Source organism: Kluyvera sp. STS39-E, assembly GCF_040932435.1.
Taxonomy (GTDB): Bacteria; Pseudomonadota; Gammaproteobacteria; order Enterobacterales; family Enterobacteriaceae; genus Kluyvera.
This window is the reverse complement of sequence record NZ_JBFQGA010000009.1, coordinates 202,279-221,114: the sequence shown is the minus strand read 5'-3', so window position 1 is coordinate 221,114 and position 18,836 is coordinate 202,279. Positions and strand designations below refer to the sequence as shown.

The 18,836-nt window shown below is 54.0% G+C and carries 14 protein-coding genes; 13 read left to right on the top strand and 1 reads right to left on the bottom strand.

What is annotated here, in order from left to right; genetic code table 11:
- The first annotated feature begins 4 nt into the window (after positions 1–4).
- The 9 genes from rpsA to AB4K05_RS19920 all read left to right on the top strand — a co-directional run bounded on the left by rpsA (position 5) and on the right by AB4K05_RS19920 (position 10,644).
- Positions 5–1,678, top strand: a complete 1,674-nt coding sequence (rpsA, locus tag AB4K05_RS19960) for a 30S ribosomal protein S1 (protein ID WP_368481605.1) — start codon at positions 5–7, stop codon at positions 1,676–1,678.
- 152 nt (positions 1,679–1,830) lie between these two features.
- Positions 1,831–2,115 carry an integration host factor subunit beta gene (gene ihfB, locus AB4K05_RS19955; RefSeq protein WP_052284034.1) on the top strand — a complete coding sequence of 95 codons (285 nt, stop codon included), beginning with the start codon at positions 1,831–1,833 and terminating at the stop codon, positions 2,113–2,115.
- Positions 2,116–2,345: 230 nt separating this feature from the next.
- Positions 2,346–4,607 carry a ComEC family protein gene (locus AB4K05_RS19950; protein WP_368481604.1) on the top strand — a complete coding sequence of 754 codons (2,262 nt, stop codon included), beginning with the start codon at positions 2,346–2,348 and terminating at the stop codon, positions 4,605–4,607.
- A 36-nt stretch (positions 4,608–4,643) separates the two neighbouring features.
- A complete protein-coding gene (gene msbA / locus AB4K05_RS19945) occupies positions 4,644–6,392 on the top strand; it encodes a lipid A ABC transporter ATP-binding protein/permease MsbA (protein ID WP_368481603.1) in 1,749 nt (582 codons plus the stop codon).
- Positions 6,389–7,369 carry a tetraacyldisaccharide 4'-kinase gene (gene lpxK / locus AB4K05_RS19940; protein ID WP_368481602.1) on the top strand — a complete coding sequence of 327 codons (981 nt, stop codon included), beginning with the start codon at positions 6,389–6,391 and terminating at the stop codon, positions 7,367–7,369. The genes msbA and lpxK overlap by 4 nt, the downstream gene beginning before the upstream one ends.
- A gap of 30 nt (positions 7,370–7,399) precedes the next feature.
- Positions 7,400–8,632: a winged helix-turn-helix domain-containing protein gene (locus AB4K05_RS19935; RefSeq protein WP_368481601.1), complete on the top strand. Its 1,233-nt coding sequence runs from the start codon at positions 7,400–7,402 to the stop codon at positions 8,630–8,632.
- 51 nt (positions 8,633–8,683) lie between these two features.
- The gene (gene ycaR, locus AB4K05_RS19930) at positions 8,684–8,866 is read left to right on the top strand and encodes a protein YcaR (RefSeq protein ID WP_052284039.1); all 183 of its coding nucleotides are present in this window, start codon (positions 8,684–8,686) and stop codon (positions 8,864–8,866) included.
- Positions 8,863–9,609: a 3-deoxy-manno-octulosonate cytidylyltransferase gene (kdsB, locus tag AB4K05_RS19925; RefSeq protein ID WP_368481600.1), complete on the top strand. Its 747-nt coding sequence runs from the start codon at positions 8,863–8,865 to the stop codon at positions 9,607–9,609. Before ycaR ends, kdsB begins: the two co-directional genes overlap by 4 nt.
- A 141-nt stretch (positions 9,610–9,750) precedes the next feature.
- A complete protein-coding gene (locus AB4K05_RS19920) occupies positions 9,751–10,644 on the top strand; it encodes a YcbJ family phosphotransferase (protein WP_368481599.1) in 894 nt (297 codons plus the stop codon).
- Here AB4K05_RS19920 and elyC read toward each other — a convergent pair.
- Complete coding sequence (elyC, locus tag AB4K05_RS19915; protein ID WP_368481598.1) at positions 10,621–11,400, bottom strand: envelope biogenesis factor ElyC; 780 nt, start codon at positions 11,398–11,400, stop codon at positions 10,621–10,623. The two genes, AB4K05_RS19920 and elyC, sit on opposite strands and share 24 nt — an antisense overlap.
- Positions 11,401–11,528: 128 nt before the next feature.
- On the opposite strand from elyC, the gene cmoM reads away from it, so the two are divergent.
- The 4 genes from cmoM to mukB are packed head-to-tail and all read left to right on the top strand — an operon-like array spanning position 11,529 to position 18,771.
- Positions 11,529–12,323 (top strand): tRNA uridine 5-oxyacetic acid(34) methyltransferase CmoM, encoded by a 795-nt coding sequence (cmoM, locus tag AB4K05_RS19910; protein WP_368481597.1) that lies wholly within the window; start codon positions 11,529–11,531, stop codon positions 12,321–12,323.
- Positions 12,316–13,638 carry a chromosome partition protein MukF gene (mukF, locus tag AB4K05_RS19905; RefSeq protein ID WP_368481596.1) on the top strand — a complete coding sequence of 441 codons (1,323 nt, stop codon included), beginning with the start codon at positions 12,316–12,318 and terminating at the stop codon, positions 13,636–13,638. Before cmoM ends, mukF begins: the two co-directional genes overlap by 8 nt.
- On the top strand, positions 13,619–14,323 hold the full coding sequence (gene mukE / locus AB4K05_RS19900) for a chromosome partition protein MukE (RefSeq protein WP_368481595.1): 705 nt from the start codon (positions 13,619–13,621) through the stop codon (positions 14,321–14,323). Before mukF ends, mukE begins: the two co-directional genes overlap by 20 nt.
- Positions 14,323–18,771 (top strand): chromosome partition protein MukB, encoded by a 4,449-nt coding sequence (mukB, locus tag AB4K05_RS19895; protein ID WP_368481594.1) that lies wholly within the window; start codon positions 14,323–14,325, stop codon positions 18,769–18,771. Before mukE ends, mukB begins: the two co-directional genes overlap by 1 nt.
- The last annotated feature ends 65 nt before the right edge of the window (positions 18,772–18,836 follow it).

Below are 18,836 nucleotides of genomic sequence, written 5' to 3'. Positions count from 1 at the left end.
AAACATGACTGAATCTTTTGCTCAACTATTTGAAGAATCCTTAAAAACAATCGAAACCCGTCCGGGTTCCATCGTTCGTGGCGTTGTTGTCTCTATCGACAAAGACGTAGTTCTGGTTGATGCGGGCCTGAAATCTGAATCTGCAATTCCTGCAGAGCAGTTCAAAAACGCAGCCGGCGAACTGGAAATTCAGGTCGGTGACGAAGTTGACGTTGCGCTGGACGCAGTAGAAGACGGCTTCGGCGAAACCCTGCTGTCCCGTGAGAAAGCTAAGCGTCACGAAGCTTGGATCACGCTGGAAAAAGCTTACGAAGAAGCTGAAACTGTGGTTGGTGTTATCAACGGCAAAGTTAAAGGTGGCTTCACTGTTGAGCTGAACGGTATTCGTGCGTTCCTGCCAGGTTCCCTGGTAGACGTTCGTCCAGTGCGCGATACGCTGCACCTGGAAGGCAAAGAGCTTGAGTTCAAAGTAATCAAGCTGGACCAGAAGCGTAACAACGTTGTTGTTTCTCGTCGTGCCGTTATCGAATCCGAAAACAGCGCAGAGCGCGATCAGCTGCTGGAAAACCTGCAGGAAGGCATGGAAGTTAAAGGTATCGTTAAGAACCTCACTGACTACGGTGCATTCGTTGATCTGGGCGGCGTTGACGGCCTGCTGCACATCACTGACATGGCATGGAAACGCGTTAAGCATCCAAGCGAAATCGTAAACGTTGGCGACGAAATCACTGTTAAAGTGCTGAAGTTCGACCGTGAGCGTACTCGTGTATCCCTTGGCCTGAAACAGCTGGGCGAAGATCCATGGGTAGCTATCGCTAAGCGTTATCCAGAAGGTACCAAACTGACTGGTCGCGTGACCAACCTGACCGACTACGGCTGCTTCGTTGAAATCGAAGAAGGCGTTGAAGGCCTGGTTCACGTTTCCGAAATGGATTGGACCAACAAAAACATCCACCCATCCAAAGTTGTTAACGTTGGTGATGTAGTGGAAGTTATGGTTCTGGATATCGACGAAGAACGTCGTCGTATCTCCCTGGGCCTGAAGCAGTGCAAAAACAACCCATGGCAGCAGTTCGCGGAAACCCACAACAAGGGCGACCGTGTTGAAGGTAAAATCAAGTCTATCACTGACTTCGGTATCTTCATCGGCTTGGACGGCGGCATCGACGGCCTGGTTCACCTGTCTGACATCTCCTGGAACGCTACAGGCGAAGAAGCAGTTCGTGAATACAAAAAAGGCGACGAAATCGCAGCAGTTGTTCTGCAGGTTGACGCAGAGCGTGAACGTATCTCCCTGGGCGTTAAACAGCTCGCAGAAGATCCGTTCAACAACTGGGTTGCACTGAACAAGAAAGGCGCAATCGTAAACGGTAAAGTGACTGCAGTTGACGCTAAAGGCGCAACCGTAGAACTGGCTGACGGCGTTGAAGGTTACCTGCGCGCTTCCGAAGCTTCACGTGACCGCGTTGAAGATGCAACTCTGGTTCTGAGCGTTGGCGACGACGTTGAAGCTAAGTTCACCGGTGTTGATCGTAAAAACCGCGCAATTAGCCTGTCTGTTCGTGCTAAAGACGAAGCTGATGAGAAAGATGCAATCGCAACTGTTAACAACAAACAGGAAGAAGGCAACTTCTCTAACGCGATGGCTGAAGCATTCAAAGCAGCTAAAGGCGAGTAATCTTGTCTGTTCGGGTTTAACAACCTGAATTGTGATGAGTTTACTTGACAGATTGCAGGTTTAGGCCTGTAATCTAGCACAAAGGGCGGCTACGGCCGCCCTTGTTTAATAAGCTGTTAGCTAATTTTCCTTTAATGGAAACCGGAGGAATCATGACCAAGTCAGAATTGATTGAAAGACTTGCCAGCCAGCAATCCCATATCCCTGCAAAGGCAGTGGAAGATGCGGTGAAAGAGATGCTGGAGCATATGGCCTCAACTCTTGCTGAGGGTGAGCGCATTGAAATCCGCGGTTTCGGCAGCTTCTCTCTGCACTACAGAGCACCACGTACCGGGCGTAACCCGAAGACTGGCGATAAAGTTGAACTGGAAGGCAAATACGTGCCGCACTTCAAGCCGGGTAAAGAACTGCGCGATCGCGCCAATATTTACGATTGAGTTTAGCTCGCCAGTAGGCGGAAAACTTGATTGAGAGAAAAGCACCTGCGGGTGCTTTTTTCGTTTCTGCTGATCTTACACTTTTCACTCCTATAGCAATCCGCCTCGCATATTGCCTGTAACGTTTTCCTATCCTGAGTCATTCTTTGGAATGCTTCACGTGTTCCCCGTTTTCCCTAGACGACAAGCTGTCAACCCGGCGCGACACTTCAAAAAACAAGGAGGTGTTAATGCGTCTACCGCAGTTGGCCTGCTGCACATTGCTGGGGATTTTGCCATTGTGCGTGCTGCCGGAATTACCTGCATTATCTGTGACCAAAATGGCGATACCGGGACTCATGCTTCTGATGTTCGCTGGGCGAGCAGGGCGGGTTACGTGTCTTGTCGGGCTCTTTTTTTGCTGGGGCGTGCTGGCAGCATGGCAGGTTGTGTTGCCTGCCGAAACGCTACCGGGAAAAAACCGCCACGTTGAGGTTGTGCTGACGCAAACGGATGGGCAAACCCTGCATCGAGGAGCGATTACGCATCTGGACGGGCGGCTCTATTTTCCGCGAACGGAGATAACGCTATACGCAAGTTACTTGCCGCAGCCTCCCTGTATCGGACAGCGTTGGCGCATGACCGTCCGTATGCGAGCCGTTCACGGCGAGCTTAATGAGGGGGGATTCGATGCTCAGCGCTATGCGCTTTCTCTCAATCGCCCGCTGACTGGCCGCATTATTGCGGCTGAACCCATGGATACACGTTGTAGCCTGCGTGGGCGCTTTCTCACCTCGCTTCAAACATCGTTGGCCGACTTCCCTTGGCGTGATGTCATGCTGGCGCTGGGAATGGGGGAACGCCTATCGGTTGCGCCGGAGATTAAAAAGTTGATGCAACAAACCGGGACCTCGCATCTGATGGCAATATCTGGATTGCATATTGGTTTTGGCGCGCTGTTGGGTTGGTTATTCATTCGGGGCATTCAGTTTTTTCTCCCCTGTCGGTTTATTAACTGGCGTTTACCCGTCATCGTTGCGCTCTGTGCTGGGCTTGCCTATGCCATGTTGACGGGGATGCAACCGCCGGCGTTACGCACGGTGGCGGCGGCGGCCATCTGTTATGCATTACGTCAAAGCGGTCGGCAGTGGAGGGCGTGGGAAGTCTGGTTGTGCTGTTTGGCCGCGATTGTATTTATCGACCCTTTATCCGTGCTTTCAGACAGCCTGTGGCTGTCGGCATTTGCAGTTGCCGCGCTGATTTTTTGGTATCAGTGGATGCCGTTTCCCACCGCACTACGCCCGCCTTATCTCCGGCCGCTGGCCCGTCTTATCCATTTGCAACTGGGGCTGATGTTGCTATTAATGCCGCTGCAATTTGCGCTATTTCACGGCGTGAGCGTGACTTCGCTGCTGGCAAACGTCGTTGCGGTTCCGGTAGTCACCTTTATCTGCGTGCCGCTCATACTGCTGGCCATGTTTCTGCATCTCTGGGCACCACCGGTGGTTGAGATGATGGTGTGGAACGGGGCCGATCGCGCGTTAGCGCTGGTTTTTGGCTACCTGCGTATGCTCCCTACAGGTTGGTTGAATATAAGCGGTGCTTGGCTTGGAACATCGCTGTTGCCGTGGGGAGCGCTTATGTTATGGCGGTTGCATGGTTGGTGGCGCTTTCCTGCACTATGGCTATCGTCAGGCGTACTGCTCGCTTTTCCACTGTGGCAAAAAACGCCCGAAGACCAATGGCGCGTTACGATGCTTGATGTAGGGCAGGGACTGGCACTGGTGATTGCGAAGGGTGATAAGGCGCTGGTCTATGATACGGGACTGGCGTGGCCCGGCGGTGACAGCGGGGAACAACTCATTGTCCCATGGTTACGTTGGCACGGGCTGACGCTAGAGGGAATTATCCTGAGTCACGATCATTTGGATCATCGTGGTGGCCTTCATTCCTTACAGCAGGCTTGGCCACAGGCGTGGATCAGAAGTCCGCTGGGTTGGGCTGGTCATCAACCCTGCATGCGCGGCGAATCTTGGCATTGGCAGGGCTTGCGCTTTCGGGCGCTTTGGCCGCTGCCTGGCAGCATGCAAAAAGGCAATAACGGGTCATGTGTCGTGAGAGTCGACGATGGAAAATACAGCATCCTGCTGACGGGAGATATTGAATTACCGGCAGAAATGAACATGCTTAGTCGATTCTGGCAGCCATTTGCGTCTACAATTATTCAGGTTCCACATCACGGTAGCTCAACATCGTCGGGTATGGCGTTGATCCAACGGGCGGGCGGGGCTGTTGCCTTGGCTTCCGCGTCACGCTATAACGCATGGCGGCTGCCATCCTCAAAGGTTAAAGCACGCTATCTTCAGCATCAGTATGCCTGGTTTGATACTCCTCACCAAGGGCAGATAACCGTCACTTTCGGGGCGAAAAGCTGGAAGATTGAAGGCTTACGAGATCAACTTTTACCACGTTGGTATCATCAGTGGTTTGGCGAGACTCGCGATAACGGGTAGAATATGCGGCTATTTCAACATAAGCTGGTTTTTTGAATGCAGAACGACAAAGATCTCTCCACGTGGCAGACCTTCCGCCGACTCTGGCCGACTATCGCGCCGTTTAAAGCAGGGTTGATCGTGGCGGCCATCGCGTTAGTCCTTAACGCGGCCAGCGATACCTTTATGTTATCGCTTCTTAAACCGTTACTGGATGATGGTTTTGGTAAAACAGATCGCTCAGTGCTGCTGTGGATGCCGCTGGTCGTTATTGGCTTGATGATCCTGCGTGGTATCACAAGCTATATTTCAAGCTACTGTATCTCTTGGGTTTCGGGCAAAGTCGTCATGACTATGCGTCGCCGTCTGTTCAGCCATATGATGGGCATGCCGGTCTCGTTTTTTGATAAGCAGTCCACCGGGACGCTGCTGTCGCGTATCACCTATGATTCCGAACAGGTCGCTTCATCATCGTCAAGCGCGCTGATAACCGTAGTGCGCGAAGGCGCGTCGATTATCGGTCTGTTTATCATGATGTTTTACTACAGCTGGCAGCTGTCGGTCATTCTTATCGTCTTGGCACCGATCGTGTCGATTGCGATTCGCGTGGTCTCTAAACGCTTCCGTAGCATCAGTAAAAATATGCAAAACACCATGGGGCAGGTGACCACCAGCGCAGAACAGATGCTGAAAGGGCATAAAGAAGTGCTGATGTTTGGCGGCCAGAACGTGGAAACTAAGCGTTTTGATAAGGTCAGCAACAGAATGCGTCTGCAAGGGATGAAGCTGGTCTCGGCATCGTCTATCTCAGACCCAATCATTCAGCTGATTGCTTCTCTGGCATTGGCATTCGTCCTATATGCTGCAAGCTTCCCAAGCGTCATGGAAACACTGACTGCCGGTACGATTACCGTGGTCTTCTCCTCAATGATTGCCCTGATGCGTCCGCTGAAATCATTAACCAACGTCAACGCGCAGTTCCAGCGCGGGATGGCAGCATGCCAGACACTGTTTGCGATTCTTGATAGTGAACAGGAAAAAGACGAAGGCAAGCTGGACATTGAACGTGCTAAAGGGGCGATTGAGTTCCAGAACGTTACCTTTACCTACCCAGGCCGTGAGACCCCGGCGTTGCGTAACATTAATCTATCGATCCCCGAGGGGAAAACGGTGGCTCTGGTAGGGCGTTCGGGTTCAGGTAAATCGACTATCGCCAGTCTGTTGACCCGTTTTTATGATATCGATGAAGGCAAAATTTTGCTCGATGGTCATGATTTACGCGAGTACAAACTGTCCGCGCTGCGTAATCAGGTTGCGCTAGTCTCGCAAAATGTTCATCTGTTCAACGATACCGTCGCTAACAACATCGCCTATGCGCGTACGGAAGAGTTCAGCCGTGAACAAATTGAAGAAGCGGCGCGTATGGCCTACGCGATGGACTTTATCAACAAAATGGATGATGGCCTCGATACGGTAATCGGTGAAAACGGCGTCCTGCTCTCCGGCGGTCAGCGTCAGCGTATTGCCATTGCACGTGCTTTGTTGCGTAACAGCCCAATCCTGATCTTGGATGAAGCCACCTCCGCACTGGATACCGAATCTGAACGCGCAATTCAGTCAGCGCTGGACGAGCTGCAGAAAAACCGTACTTCGCTGGTGATTGCCCACCGCCTCTCGACCATCGAGCAGGCTGACGAAATTATCGTTGTTGAAGATGGTAAAATCGTTGAGCGCGGAAGCCACAGCGACCTGCTGGCCCATCGCGGTGTTTATGCACAGTTGCACAAAATGCAGTTTGGCGAATGATAGCCAAAATTTGGTCGGGTGAATCGCCGCTTTGGCGTCTACTGTTGCCGCTTTCCTGGCTGTATGGTTTGGTGAGCGGCATCATCCGGCTGTGCTATCAGCTTGGCCTGAAAAAGTCATGGCGCGCACCTTGCCCGGTCGTGGTGGTGGGAAACCTCACTGCGGGCGGCAACGGTAAAACGCCGGTTGTTATCTGGCTGGTCGAGCAGTTGCAGCATCAAGGTGTTCGCGTAGGCGTGGTGTCACGTGGCTATGGCGGCAAAGCGGAAAGCTATCCACTTTTGCTCAATAGCGATACCACCACCGCGGAGGCGGGTGATGAGCCGGTGCTTATTTTTCAGCGTACTGGCGCACCGGTCGCGGTCTCTCCGGTGCGGGTCGATGCGGTTAAGGCGTTGCTCGCCGCGCACGACCTGCAGCTTATCGTCACCGATGATGGCCTTCAGCACTACCGGCTTGCTCGTGACAAAGAAATTGTTGTTATCGATGGTGTGCGTCGTTTCGGCAACGGCTGGTGGCTGCCCGCGGGGCCTATGCGTGAACGTGCTTCACGATTAAGCTCGGTAGATGCGCGGATCGTTAACGGCGGTGAAGCGCAAGCCGGAGAAATTCCGATGACGCTGCGCCCCGGTGAGGCGGTGAATTTACTAACTCACGAAAGAAAGCCGGTTTCCGCGCTGCAAAACGCGGTGGCGATGGCCGGAATCGGACACCCACCGAGATTCTTCACGACCTTAAATGAGTGCGGTCTGCAACCGGTGCGCACCGTTGCCTTGGCAGACCACAAGGCGCTTACCGAAGCTGACGTTCTGGCGCTGGTTGAACCTGGCCAATCGCTTATTATGACTGAAAAAGATGCGGTGAAATGCCGCCGCTTTGCGCATGAAAACTGGTGGTATCTGCCGGTCGACGCCGTGCTTTCTGGCGATCGTGCGCAGACGCTGCTGCAGGAATTGATCACCCTCGCACGACGCTAAAAAGCGTCGGCGATACCCGGGGGAACCGGTATGGCCGAACAGCATCTTACCCTCCGTGCCGCACGCCATCTTCATCTTGCGGCGCAGGGGCTTCTCAATCGCCCTCGTCGTCAGCCCAAAGCGGCCGATATTCTTCGTACCATCCAACAAATGTCTCTGTTGCAGATTGATACTATCAACGTGGTGGCCCGTAGCCCTTACTTAGTACTATTTAGTCGCCTAGGGGCTTATCCATCCGCATGGTTGGATGACGCGCTTGCCCGCGGCGATTTGATGGAGTATTGGGCGCATGAAGCCTGTTTCCTGCCGCGTAGCGATTTTCCACTGGTGCGCCATCGCATGCTGACACCGCAGAAAATGGGCTGGAAGTATCACCAAAGCTGGATGGATGAACACGCACAGGAAATCGCGGCGCTTAAATCGCATATTGCCGAAAACGGCCCGGTGCGCTCCGCCGATTTTTCCCATCCTCGTAAAGGCGAAAGCGGCTGGTGGGAATGGAAGCCGCATAAACGTCATCTTGAAGGCTTGTTTACCGCCGGCGAAGTGATGGTGGTGGCGCGACGTAACTTTCAGCGGATCTACGATCTGACCGAACGCGTGATGCCCCATTGGAATGACGTCACAGATGCGTTAGATCAAACTCAGGCCGAACAGGTCATGTTGGAGAATAGCGCCCGTAGCCTAGGCATTTTTCGTCCGCAATGGCTGGCCGATTACTATCGACTGCGGCAACCCGATCTCAACGCGCTGCTAACGCAGTGGCAGTCGCAGCAGCAGATTATTGCGGTCAATGTCGAAACGCTGGGTGAAATGTGGGTACACAGCAGTTTGCTGCCACTACTTGAGCGGGCGAAGGAGGGCAAGCTAAAGGCGACTCACAGCGCGGTATTGTCGCCTTTTGATCCGGTCGTTTGGGATCGCAAGCGGGCCGAACAGCTGTTTGATTTTAGCTATCGCCTTGAATGCTATACCCCGGCGCCGAAAAGGCAGTACGGCTATTTTGTGTTGCCGCTGCTGCATCGAGGCGAAATCGTCGGGCGTATGGATAGCAAAATGCACCGCAGCGATGGCGTGCTTGAGATCTTCGCGCTGTATCTGCAAGACGGTGTTCGCATTACTCAGCATTTGGAAAACGGGCTGGTGCAGGCGATTAATGATTTTGCTCGTTGGCAGGGCGCCACGCGAATCAAGCTGAGTCGCGTGGCAGAAAAACTCTTTATTGAACAACGCCACGGATGGGAGATTGACGCCGACCGTTAGCGCTCTATGATATGCTGCACTGGTTTTCGATACGGCCCATCAGGAGGAACCATGGATCACCGTCTACTTGAAATTATTGCCTGCCCGGTTTGCAACGGTAAACTTTACTACAGCCAGGACAAGCAAGAACTTATTTGCAAACTTGATAATCTGGCGTTTCCCCTGCGTGACGGTATCCCCGTATTGCTGGAAACCGAAGCCCGCGTGCTCGCTGCTGAAGAGAACAGACCATGAGTTTTGTCGTCATTATTCCCGCGCGTTTTGCCTCAACGCGCCTGCCGGGTAAACCGCTGCAGGATATTAACGGCAAACCAATGATTGTTCATGTGCTGGAACGCGCGCGTGAATCGGGTGCCGAGCGCATTATCGTTGCGACCGACCACCCGGAGGTGGCAACGGCCGTTGAAGCCGCTGGTGGCGAAGTATGCATGACGCGTGCCGATCACCAATCAGGTACTGAACGTCTGGCGGAAGTGGTTGAGAAATGTGGATTCAGCGACGACACCGTCATTGTTAACGTACAGGGCGATGAGCCGATGATCCCGGCGGTCATTATCCGCCAGGTAGCGGACAATCTGGCGGCCAGCCAGTCCGGCATGGCAACGCTGGCAGTGCCTATCCATGACGCCGAAGAAGCCTTTAATCCAAACGCGGTTAAAGTGGTGATGGACAAAGATGGCTATGCGCTCTATTTCTCCCGCGCGACCATTCCGTGGGATCGTGACCGTTTTGCCAAAAGCCGCGAAGAGATTGGCGACACGCTGTTACGCCATATCGGCATCTACGGTTACCGCGCTGGATTTATCCGTCGCTATGTCAACTGGGCGCCAAGCCCGCTTGAGCACATTGAGATGCTCGAGCAGCTCCGCGTACTCTGGTACGGCGAAAAAATTCATGTCGCCGTAGCGAAAGAAGTCCCGGGTACCGGCGTCGATACACCGGAAGATCTGGCGCGCGTTCGTGCCGAGATGAAGTAATCCTTTTGCCCCCTTGTCATAAGGGGGCGATTCCCTACCGCAATCTTTCCCGTCTTTCTGTTGCAATTTTGATCTTGTCTGGTGAAATTCGCATCTCATATGCTCATTATGGAAGCAATGGCTTTTATAGGGGCAATCGACATGGAACAGCTACGTGTAGAACTCAGCCATCTATTGGGTGAATCACTCAGTCGTGTGGAATGTATTAACGAGCAGACGGATACCGCGCTGTGGTCGCTATATGATGCTGACGGCAATCCGATGCCATTATTGGCTCGGAGCTTTTCGTCACCGGGGCTAGCCCGCCAGCTGGCGTGGAAAATATCGATGCTGGCGCGCAGCGGCACGGCCCGTATGCCGGTGGTGTACGGGGTTATGACGCATGAAGAGCATCCTGGCCCTGATGTTTTGCTGCTTGAGCGGCTGCGCGGTGTTCCGGTGGAGGCGCCAACCCGCAGCCCACAGCGGTGGGATGCGCTGAAGGATCAAATTGTCGAAGCCCTACTGGCATGGCATCGAGTGGACAGCTCAGGTAGCGTCGGCTTTGTTGACGGCACTCAGGAAAACAGCTGGCCGCAGTGGTATCGCCAGCGGATTGAAGTGTTGTGGGGCACCTTGAATCTCTACCACAGCACCGGATTGACAATGCAGGACAAACGTCTGCTGTTCCGCACGCGAGAATGCTTGAGTGCGTTATTTGATGGTTTTAGCGATAACTGCGTACTGGTGCATGGCCATTTGACGCTGCGCAGCATGTTGAAAGATTCCCGAAGCGATCAGCTGCTGGCGATGGTGGGGCCGGGGACCATTTTGTGGGCACCGAGGGAATATGAGCTGTTTCGTCTGCATGAAAGCGCGCAGGCGGAACAGCTGCTGTGGCATTACCTCCAGCGCGCCCCGGTGGCTGAGGGATTCCTCTGGCGGCGCTGGCTCTATCTTCTGTGGGACGAAGTCGAGAAGTTAGTCAGCACCGGTAAGTTTAACCGGGCTAACTTCGATATTGCATCGAAATCACTGATCCCGTGGCTCTCCTGAATCCCCTTTCAGCCATTGCCAAATCCGCCCCAATGTCTCATAACCGACCCGGTCGCTGTGCATCAGCCAGACCGGGGAGGGAATAATGCGTTCCCACGGGTTGAGTGGCGAAACGATAGCTAACTGGTTTGCCGGAGCCGGAAGGGGATGCAGTCCCGCCTGCTGGAAGAAAATCATGGCGCGAGGCAGATGCGATGCAGAAGTCACCAGAAGGAACGGCGCATCGCCGATTGCCGCCTTGACCGCGCTGGCCTCTTCTTCGGTATCTTTGGGGCTATCCAGCACGAGGATTTCATCGCGCGGTACGCCCAGACTTTCTGCCACACGCGCACCGGCCTCCGCGGTGCTCACCGGATTAGTTCTCGCCCGTGCGCCGGTGAAGACCATTTTTGCCCCCGGATTAGCCTGCCATAGGCGAATCCCCTCTGCCAGACGCGGTAAACTGTTGCTGATAAGGTTTGAGCTTGGCGCCCAGTCCGGGTTCCATGTGTAACCACCGCCTAACACCACCACGTACTGCACCGGTTCTTCGCCACGCCAGGTGGGGTACTTATCTTCAATCGGCTTCAGCAGGCTATCGGCAACGGGCTGCAGGCTTAATAACAGCAGCGCCAGCCAGCCTAAGGTAATGGTCGTTTTGCCCAGTTTTTGAAAACGGGTAAACCAAACCAGGAGGATTCCTAAACCGATAAGTAAAAGCAGGAGTGGCAGCGGCAGCATCATGCCGCCGATATACTTTTTCAGCATAAAAAGCATTCTGTGGCGTACCTTTTTTAAGCATCCGATCGTATGAATGCAGTGATATTACACTAGGTAGCTCCATTCTCGTCGTGGGTGTGACAAAATAGACCTTTTGCGGCTGGCGAAGTCAGTAAGGATGCCCTGTGCAGGATCGCAATTTTGATGACATGGCGGAAAAGTTTTCGCGCAACATCTATGGCACGACGAAGGGTAAACTGCGTCAGGCTATTTTGTGGCAGGATCTCGACGTTCTGCTGGCAACGATGGGCTCGAAACCGCTGCGTATCCTGGATGCCGGCGGCGGTGAAGGTCAGACGGCCATCAAAATGGCGGAGCGCGGACATCACGTCACCCTGTGCGATCTTTCCGCGGAAATGATCGCGCGCGCAAGCCAGGCTGCTTGCGAAAAAGGTGTGAGCGACAACATGCATTTCATACATTGCGCGGCCCAAGACGTGGACGAGCATTTGGAAAGCCCGGTTGATCTGATATTGTTTCACGCGGTCTTGGAGTGGGTGGCTGAACCACAGGAAGTGTTAAAAACGCTTTGGTCGGTGCTTCGTCCAGGCGGCGCATTATCATTAATGTTCTACAATGCAAACGGCCTGTTGATGCATAACATGGTGGTCGGCAACTTCGATTACGTGGCATTGGGCATGCCGAAAAAGAAAAGACGGACGCTGTCGCCGAATTATCCGCGCGATCCGCAGCAGGTCTATAGCTGGCTAGAAGAGATTGGCTGGCAAATTAACGGGAAAACCGGCGTGCGGGTATTTCATGACTATCTGCGCGATAAGCAGATGCAGAAAAACTGTTTTGATATTCTGCTGGAGCTTGAAACGCGCTATTGCCGTCAGGAACCGTATATTAGCCTTGGGCGCTATATTCATGTCACAGCGTTTAAGCCGCTGACAGAAACAAGGAAAAACGATGAGTGAATTTTCCCAGACAGTCCCCGAACTGGTTGCCTGGGCCAGGAAAAATGATTTTGCCATCTCGCTACCCGTCGATAGGCTCTCATTTCTGCTGGCTGTGGCAACGCTGAACGGTGAGCGACTGGAAGGTGAAATGACGGAAGGCGAGCTGGTGGATGCGTTTCGTCACGTCAGTGATGCGTTTGAGCAAACCAGTGAAACCATCGGTACGCGTGCCAACAACGCGATTAACGACCTGGTTCGCCAACGTCTGCTGAACCGCTTTACCAGCGAAATCACGGAAGGGAACGCCATCTATCGTCTGACCCCGCTGGGGATTGGCATCACCGACTATTATATTCGCCAGCGTGAGTTTTCAACGCTGCGCCTGTCCATGCAGCTGTCCATTGTGGCCGGTGAGCTTAAAAGGGCGGCAGACTCGGCGGATGAGGGCGGCGATGAGTTCCACTGGCACCGTCACGTTTATGCACCGCTTAAATACTCGGTAGCGGAAATCTTCGACAGTATCGACCTGACGCAGCGCATTATGGATGAGCAGCAGCAATCGGTGAAAGACGATATTGCCCAGCTGCTGAATAAAGACTGGCGTGCGGCGATCTCTAGCTGTGAACTGTTGCTGTCGGAAACCTCCGGCACTCTGCGTGAACTTCAAGATACCTTGGACGCTGCTGGCGATAAGCTGCAGGCGAACCTGCTACGCATTCAGGATGCCACGCTCAGCCATAACGACCTGCAATTTGTTGACCGCCTGGTCTTCGATCTGCAAAGCAAGCTCGACCGCATCGTGAGCTGGGGCCAGCAGGCGATTGACCTGTGGATTGGCTATGACCGCCACGTGCATAAATTTATCCGTACCGCGATTGATATGGATAAAAACCGCGTCTTTGCCCAGCGTTTGCGCCAGTCGGTGCAGAACTATTTTGACGCCCCATGGGCGCTCACCTACGCCAACGCCGATCGTCTGCTGGATATGCGTGATGAAGAGATGACGCTGCGTGACGAAGAGGTGACTGGTGAACTTCCGCCGGATTTAGAGTACGAAGAATTTAACGAAATTCGCGAACAGCTCGCTGCGCTGATTGAAGAACAATTGGCGATTTATAAATCCAAACAGCTGCCGCTGGATCTCGGTCTGGTGGTGAAAGAGTATCTGCTTCAGTACCCTCGGGCGCGTCACTTTGACGTTGCACGAATCGTGGTTGATCAGGCAGTACGTTTGGGTATAGCGCACGCAGATTTCACCGGACTGCCAGCAAAATGGCAGTCGATTAATGATTACGGAGCCAAGGTACAGGCGCATGTCATCGACAAATATTGAACAAGTGATGCCGGTTAAACTGGCACAGGCTCTGGCCAACCCCATTTTTCCTGCGCTGGATAGCGCGCTGCGTGCCGGTCGTCATATTGGTCTGGATGAACTGGACAATCACGCATTTTTAATGGATTTCCAGGAGTATCTGGAAGAGTTTTACGCCCGCTATAATGTGGAGTTAATCCGCGCGCCGGAAGGTTTTTTCTACCTGCGCCCGCGTTCCACAACGCTGATTCCGCGGTCGGTGCTTTCCGAGCTGGATATGATGGTCGGAAAAATCCTCTGTTACCTCTACCTGAGTCCAGAACGTCTGGCCAATGAAGGTATTTTCACCCAGCAGGAACTGTACGACGAACTGCTGGCGCTGGCTGAGGAATCCAAGCTGCTGAAGCTGGTGAACAACCGCTCCACCGGTTCTGACCTCGATCGTCAGAAACTGCAAGAGAAAGTGCGTTCTTCGCTTAACCGCCTGCGCCGTCTGGGCATGGTGTGGTTTATGGGGCATGACAGCAGCAAATTCCGCATCACCGAGTCCGTCTTCCGCTTCGGCGCCGACGTGCGCTCCGGCGACGATGCGCGTGAAGCGCAGCTGCGCATGATCCGCGATGGTGAAGCGATGCCTATCGAAAACCATCTGCAGCTCAATGACGAGAATGACGAAAATCAGCCAGATAGCGGGGAGGAAGAATAATGATCGATCGCGGTAAATTTCGTTCGCTAACGCTGATTAACTGGAACGGGTTCTTTGCCCGTACCTTCGACCTAGATGAACTGGTCACCACGCTGTCGGGCGGTAACGGTGCGGGTAAATCCACCACCATGGCGGCATTCGTCACGGCGTTGATTCCAGACTTAACCCTGCTGCACTTCCGTAACACCACCGAAGCCGGGGCAACCAGCGGTTCACGCGATAAAGGTTTGCACGGTAAGCTGAAAGCGGGCGTGTGTTATTCGGTGCTGGACGTGATGAACTCACGTAACCAGCGCGTGGTGGTTGGCGTACGTTTACAACAGGTCGCTGGCCGCGATCGTAAAGTGGATATCAAGCCGTTCGCTATTCAAGGTCTGCCAACCTCTTACCAGCCAACCCAGTTGCTGACCGAAACGGTAAGCGATCGCCAAGCGCGTGTTTTGACCTTGCAGGAGCTTAAAGACAAGCTCGATACCATCGAAGGCGTGCAGTTCAAACAGTTTAACTCGATTACCGACTATCACTCGCTGATGTTCGATTTGGGCATTGTGGCGCGTCGTCTGCGCTCAGCCTCTGACCGTAGCAAATTCTATCGTCTGATTGAAGCCTCACTGTACGGCGGTATCTCCAGCGCCATTACTCGTTCCCTACGCGACTATCTGTTGCCGGAAAACAGCGGCGTGCGCAAAGCGTTCCAGGATATGGAAGCGGCGCTGCGTGAAAACCGCATGACGCTGGAAGCGATTCGCGTTACTCAGTCCGACCGTGACCTGTTCAAACATCTGATTTCCGAAGCCACCGATTACGTTGCCGCTGACTATATGCGTCATGCCAACGACCGTCGAGTGCATCTGGATAAAGCGCTGGAGTATCGTCGCGAGCTGTTCACCTCTCGCTCAACGCTTGCGGCGGAGCAGTTCAAGCACGTCGATATGGCGCGTGAACTGCAGGAGCATAACGGTGCAGAAGGCGATCTGGAAGCCGATCACCAGGCCGCCAGCGACCACCTGAACCTCGTGCAGACGGCTCTGCGTCAGCAAGAAAAAATTGAACGCTATGAAGCGGATCTAGACGAGCTGCAAATTCGTCTGGAAGAACAAAACGAAGTGGTGGCGGAAGCCGCCGACCAGCAGGAAGAAAACGAAGCTCGTGCCGAAGCCGCCGAACTGGAAGTGGATGAGCTGAAAAACCAGCTGGCGGACTACCAGCAAGCGCTGGATGTGCAGCAGACGCGTGCGATTCAGTACACCCAGGCGCTGCAGGCACTACAGCGGGCGAAAGAGCTTTGCCACCTGCCGGATTTAACGCCAGAAAGCGCGGATGAATGGCTGGAAACTTTCCAGGCGAAAGAACAGGAAGCGACCGAAAAACTGTTAACGCTTGAGCAAAAAATGAGCGTTTCGCAGACTGCTCACAGCCAGTTTGAACAGGCGTTCAAAATTGTTGAGGCCATTAACGGCCCGCTGGCGCGCGATGAGGCCTGGCAAATTGCCCGCGAATTACTGCGTGACGGTGTCAACCAGCGTCATCTGGCAGAACAGGCACAGCCGCTGCGCAGCCGTCTGAACGAGCTGGAACAGCGTCTGCGCGAGCAGCAGGACGCCGAACGTCTGCTGGCTGATTTCTGCAAACGTCAGGGCAAACAGTACGATATTGAAGAACTTGAAACGCTGCACCATGAGCTGGAAGCGCGGATTGCTGCACTGAGCGATTGCGTCAGCGACGCCCGTGAACAGCGCATGACGTTACGCCAAGAGCAAGAGCAGTTGCAGTCGCGCATTTCCGCGCTGATGCACCGCGCACCGGTATGGCTGGCAGCGCAAAACAGCCTGACCCAGTTGAGCGAGCAGTGTGGCGAACAGTTTGAATCCAGCGTCGACGTCACCGAATATTTGCAACAGCTGCTGGAACGTGAACGTGAGGCCATCGTTGAACGTGACGAAGTCGGCGCGCGTAAGCGGGCGGTTGACGATGAAATTGAACGTTTAAGCCAGCCTGGTGGCTCGGAAGATCAGCGTCTTAATGCGCTGGCAGAACGTTTTGGCGGTGTGCTGCTCTCAGAAATTTATGATGATGTGAGCCTCGAAGATGCACCGTATTTCTCCGCGTTGTACGGTCCGTCACGTCACGCCATCGTGGTACCGGATTTGTCACAAATTGCCGAGTACCTGGAAGGCTTGGAAGATTGTCCGGAAGATCTCTATCTGATCGAAGGGGATCCACAGTCCTTCGATGACAGCGTGTTTAGCGTCGATGAACTGGAAAAAGCGGTGGTGGTGAAAATCGCCGATCGTCAGTGGCGTTATTCCCGCTTCCCGACGCTGCCGCTGTTTGGTCGCGCTGCGCGTGAAAGCCGCATTGAAAGTCTGCACGCTGAGCGTGAAGTGCTTTCTGAACGTTTCGCGACATTGTCATTTGACGTGCAGAAAACCCAGCGTCTACATCAGGCGTTCAGCCGCTTTATCGGTAGCCACCTGTCGGTTGCCTTTGATGCCGATCCAGAAGCAGAAATTCGTAAGCTGAACACCCGTCGTAACGAACTGGAACGCGCGCTGAGCAGTCATGAAAGCGACAACCAGCAGCAGCAAACGCAGTTTGAGCAGGCGAAAGAGGGTGTTGCGCTGTTAAACCGCCTGCTGCCTCGTCTGAGTCTGTTAGCGGATGAAACGCTGGCCGACCGCGTCGATGAAATTCAAGAGCGTCTGGATGAAGCCCAGGAAGCCGCTCGCTTTATCCAGCAGTATGGCAATCAGTTGGCGAAACTCGAGCCGATTGTCTCTGTATTGCAAAGCGATCCTCAGCAGTTCGAGCAGTTAAAAGAAGATTACGCTTGGTCTCAGCAGGTGCAGCGTGAAGCGCGTCAGCAGGCCTTTGCGCTGACTGAAGTGGTGCAACGTCGCGCCCACTTTGGCTACTCTGATTCCGCTGACATGCTCTCCGGCAACAGTGATTTGAATGAAAAACTGCGTCAGCGTTTGGCTCAGGCGGAAACGGAACGTAGTCGTGCGCGTGAAGCGATGCGTACCCATGCGGCCCAGGTAAGTCAGTACAGCCAGGTGCTGGCGTCGCTGAAAAGCTCGTATGACACGAAAAAAGAGCTGCTTAACGATCTGCATAAAGAGCTCAAAGACATTGGTGTTCGCGCCGATGCCGGGGCTGAAGAACGTGCGCGTATGCGCCGTGACGAGCTGCATGCTCAGCTAAGCAACAACCGTGCCCGTCGTAACCAACTGGAAAAAGCGCTGACCTTCTGCGAAGCCGAGATGGACAACCTGACTCGCCGTCTGCGCAAGCTGGAACGCGATTATCTGGAAATGCGCGAGCAGGTAGTGAGCGCGAAGGCCGGATGGTGTGCGGTAATGCGTCTGGTGAAAGACAACAACGTTGAGCGTCGTCTGCATCGTCGTGAGCTGGCTTACCTCTCAGCCGACGATCTGCGTTCAATGTCGGATAAAGCGCTCGGTGCGCTGCGTCTGGCTGTCGCGGATAACGAACACCTGCGCGATGTGCTGCGTATGTCGGAAGATCCAAAACGTCCGGAGCGTAAAATTCAGTTCTTCGTCGCCGTCTATCAGCATCTGCGTGAACGTATCCGTCAGGATATTATTCGCACTGATGATCCGGTTGAAGCCATCGAACAGATGGAAATCGAACTGAGCCGCCTGACCGAAGAGCTGACTAACCGCGAACAGAAGCTGGCGATAAGCTCTCGCAGCGTGGCGAATATTATTCGCAAAACCATTCAGCGCGAACAGAACCGTATTCGTCAGTTGAACCAGGGGTTGCAGAACGTTTCGTTTGGCCAGGTCAACAGCGTGCGTCTGAACGTCAACGTGCGTGAGACCCACGCGATGCTACTGGACGTGCTTTCCGAGCAGCACGAGCAGCATCAGGATCTGTTTAACAGCAACCGCCTGACCTTCTCCGAAGCGCTGGCGAAGCTCTATTCCCGCCTGAATCCACAAATCGATATGGGCCAGCGTACGCCGCAAACCATCGGCGAAGAGCTGCTCGACTACCGCAGCTACCTGGAAATGGAAGTTGAGGTTAACCGTGGCTCCGACGGCTGGCTGCGTGCCGAGTCCGGTGCACTGTCGACCGGTGAGGCTATCGGGACCGGGATGTCGATTCTGGTGATGGTGGTACAGAGCTGGGAAGATGAAGCACGTCGTCTGCGCGGTAAAGACTTGTCTCCGTGCCGCCTGCTGTTCCTCGATGAAGCGGCGCGTCTGGATGCCCGTTCCATCGCTACGTTGTTCGAGCTGTGCGAACGTCTGGAGATGCAGCTGATTATTGCGGCGCCAGAAAACATCAGCCCGGAGAAAGGAACAACCTATAAGCTGGTGCGTAAAGTGGTCAATAACCATGAACATGTGCATGTGGTCGGTCTGCGCGGTTTCGCCGCCCAGTTACCGGAGACGTTGCCAGGTACCGCTGACGCGTCTTAGGCCGGGTAAACCAATATTGGCATTGCCGGATGGCGGCTTTGCCTTATCCGGCCTACGCAATAACG

What these genes read in the sequence shown, in the direction of transcription:
- AB4K05_RS19950 (WP_368481604.1), top strand. Translation starts at nt 2,346, where the DNA reads ATGCGTCTACCGCAGTTGGCCTGCTGCACATTGCTGGGGATTTTGCCA.
- elyC (WP_368481598.1), bottom strand. Translation starts at nt 11,400, where the DNA reads ATGCTTTTTATGCTGAAAAAGTATATCGGCGGCATGATGCTGCCGCTG.
- AB4K05_RS19920 (WP_368481599.1), top strand. Translation starts at nt 9,751, where the DNA reads ATGGAACAGCTACGTGTAGAACTCAGCCATCTATTGGGTGAATCACTC.
- ycaR (WP_052284039.1), top strand. Translation starts at nt 8,684, where the DNA reads ATGGATCACCGTCTACTTGAAATTATTGCCTGCCCGGTTTGCAACGGT.
- mukF (WP_368481596.1), top strand. Translation starts at nt 12,316, where the DNA reads ATGAGTGAATTTTCCCAGACAGTCCCCGAACTGGTTGCCTGGGCCAGG.
- mukB (WP_368481594.1), top strand. Translation starts at nt 14,323, where the DNA reads ATGATCGATCGCGGTAAATTTCGTTCGCTAACGCTGATTAACTGGAAC.
- kdsB (WP_368481600.1), top strand. Translation starts at nt 8,863, where the DNA reads ATGAGTTTTGTCGTCATTATTCCCGCGCGTTTTGCCTCAACGCGCCTG.
- lpxK (WP_368481602.1), top strand. Translation starts at nt 6,389, where the DNA reads ATGATAGCCAAAATTTGGTCGGGTGAATCGCCGCTTTGGCGTCTACTG.
- ihfB (WP_052284034.1), top strand. Translation starts at nt 1,831, where the DNA reads ATGACCAAGTCAGAATTGATTGAAAGACTTGCCAGCCAGCAATCCCAT.
- AB4K05_RS19935 (WP_368481601.1), top strand. Translation starts at nt 7,400, where the DNA reads ATGGCCGAACAGCATCTTACCCTCCGTGCCGCACGCCATCTTCATCTT.
- rpsA (WP_368481605.1), top strand. Translation starts at nt 5, where the DNA reads ATGACTGAATCTTTTGCTCAACTATTTGAAGAATCCTTAAAAACAATC.
- msbA (WP_368481603.1), top strand. Translation starts at nt 4,644, where the DNA reads ATGCAGAACGACAAAGATCTCTCCACGTGGCAGACCTTCCGCCGACTC.
- mukE (WP_368481595.1), top strand. Translation starts at nt 13,619, where the DNA reads ATGTCATCGACAAATATTGAACAAGTGATGCCGGTTAAACTGGCACAG.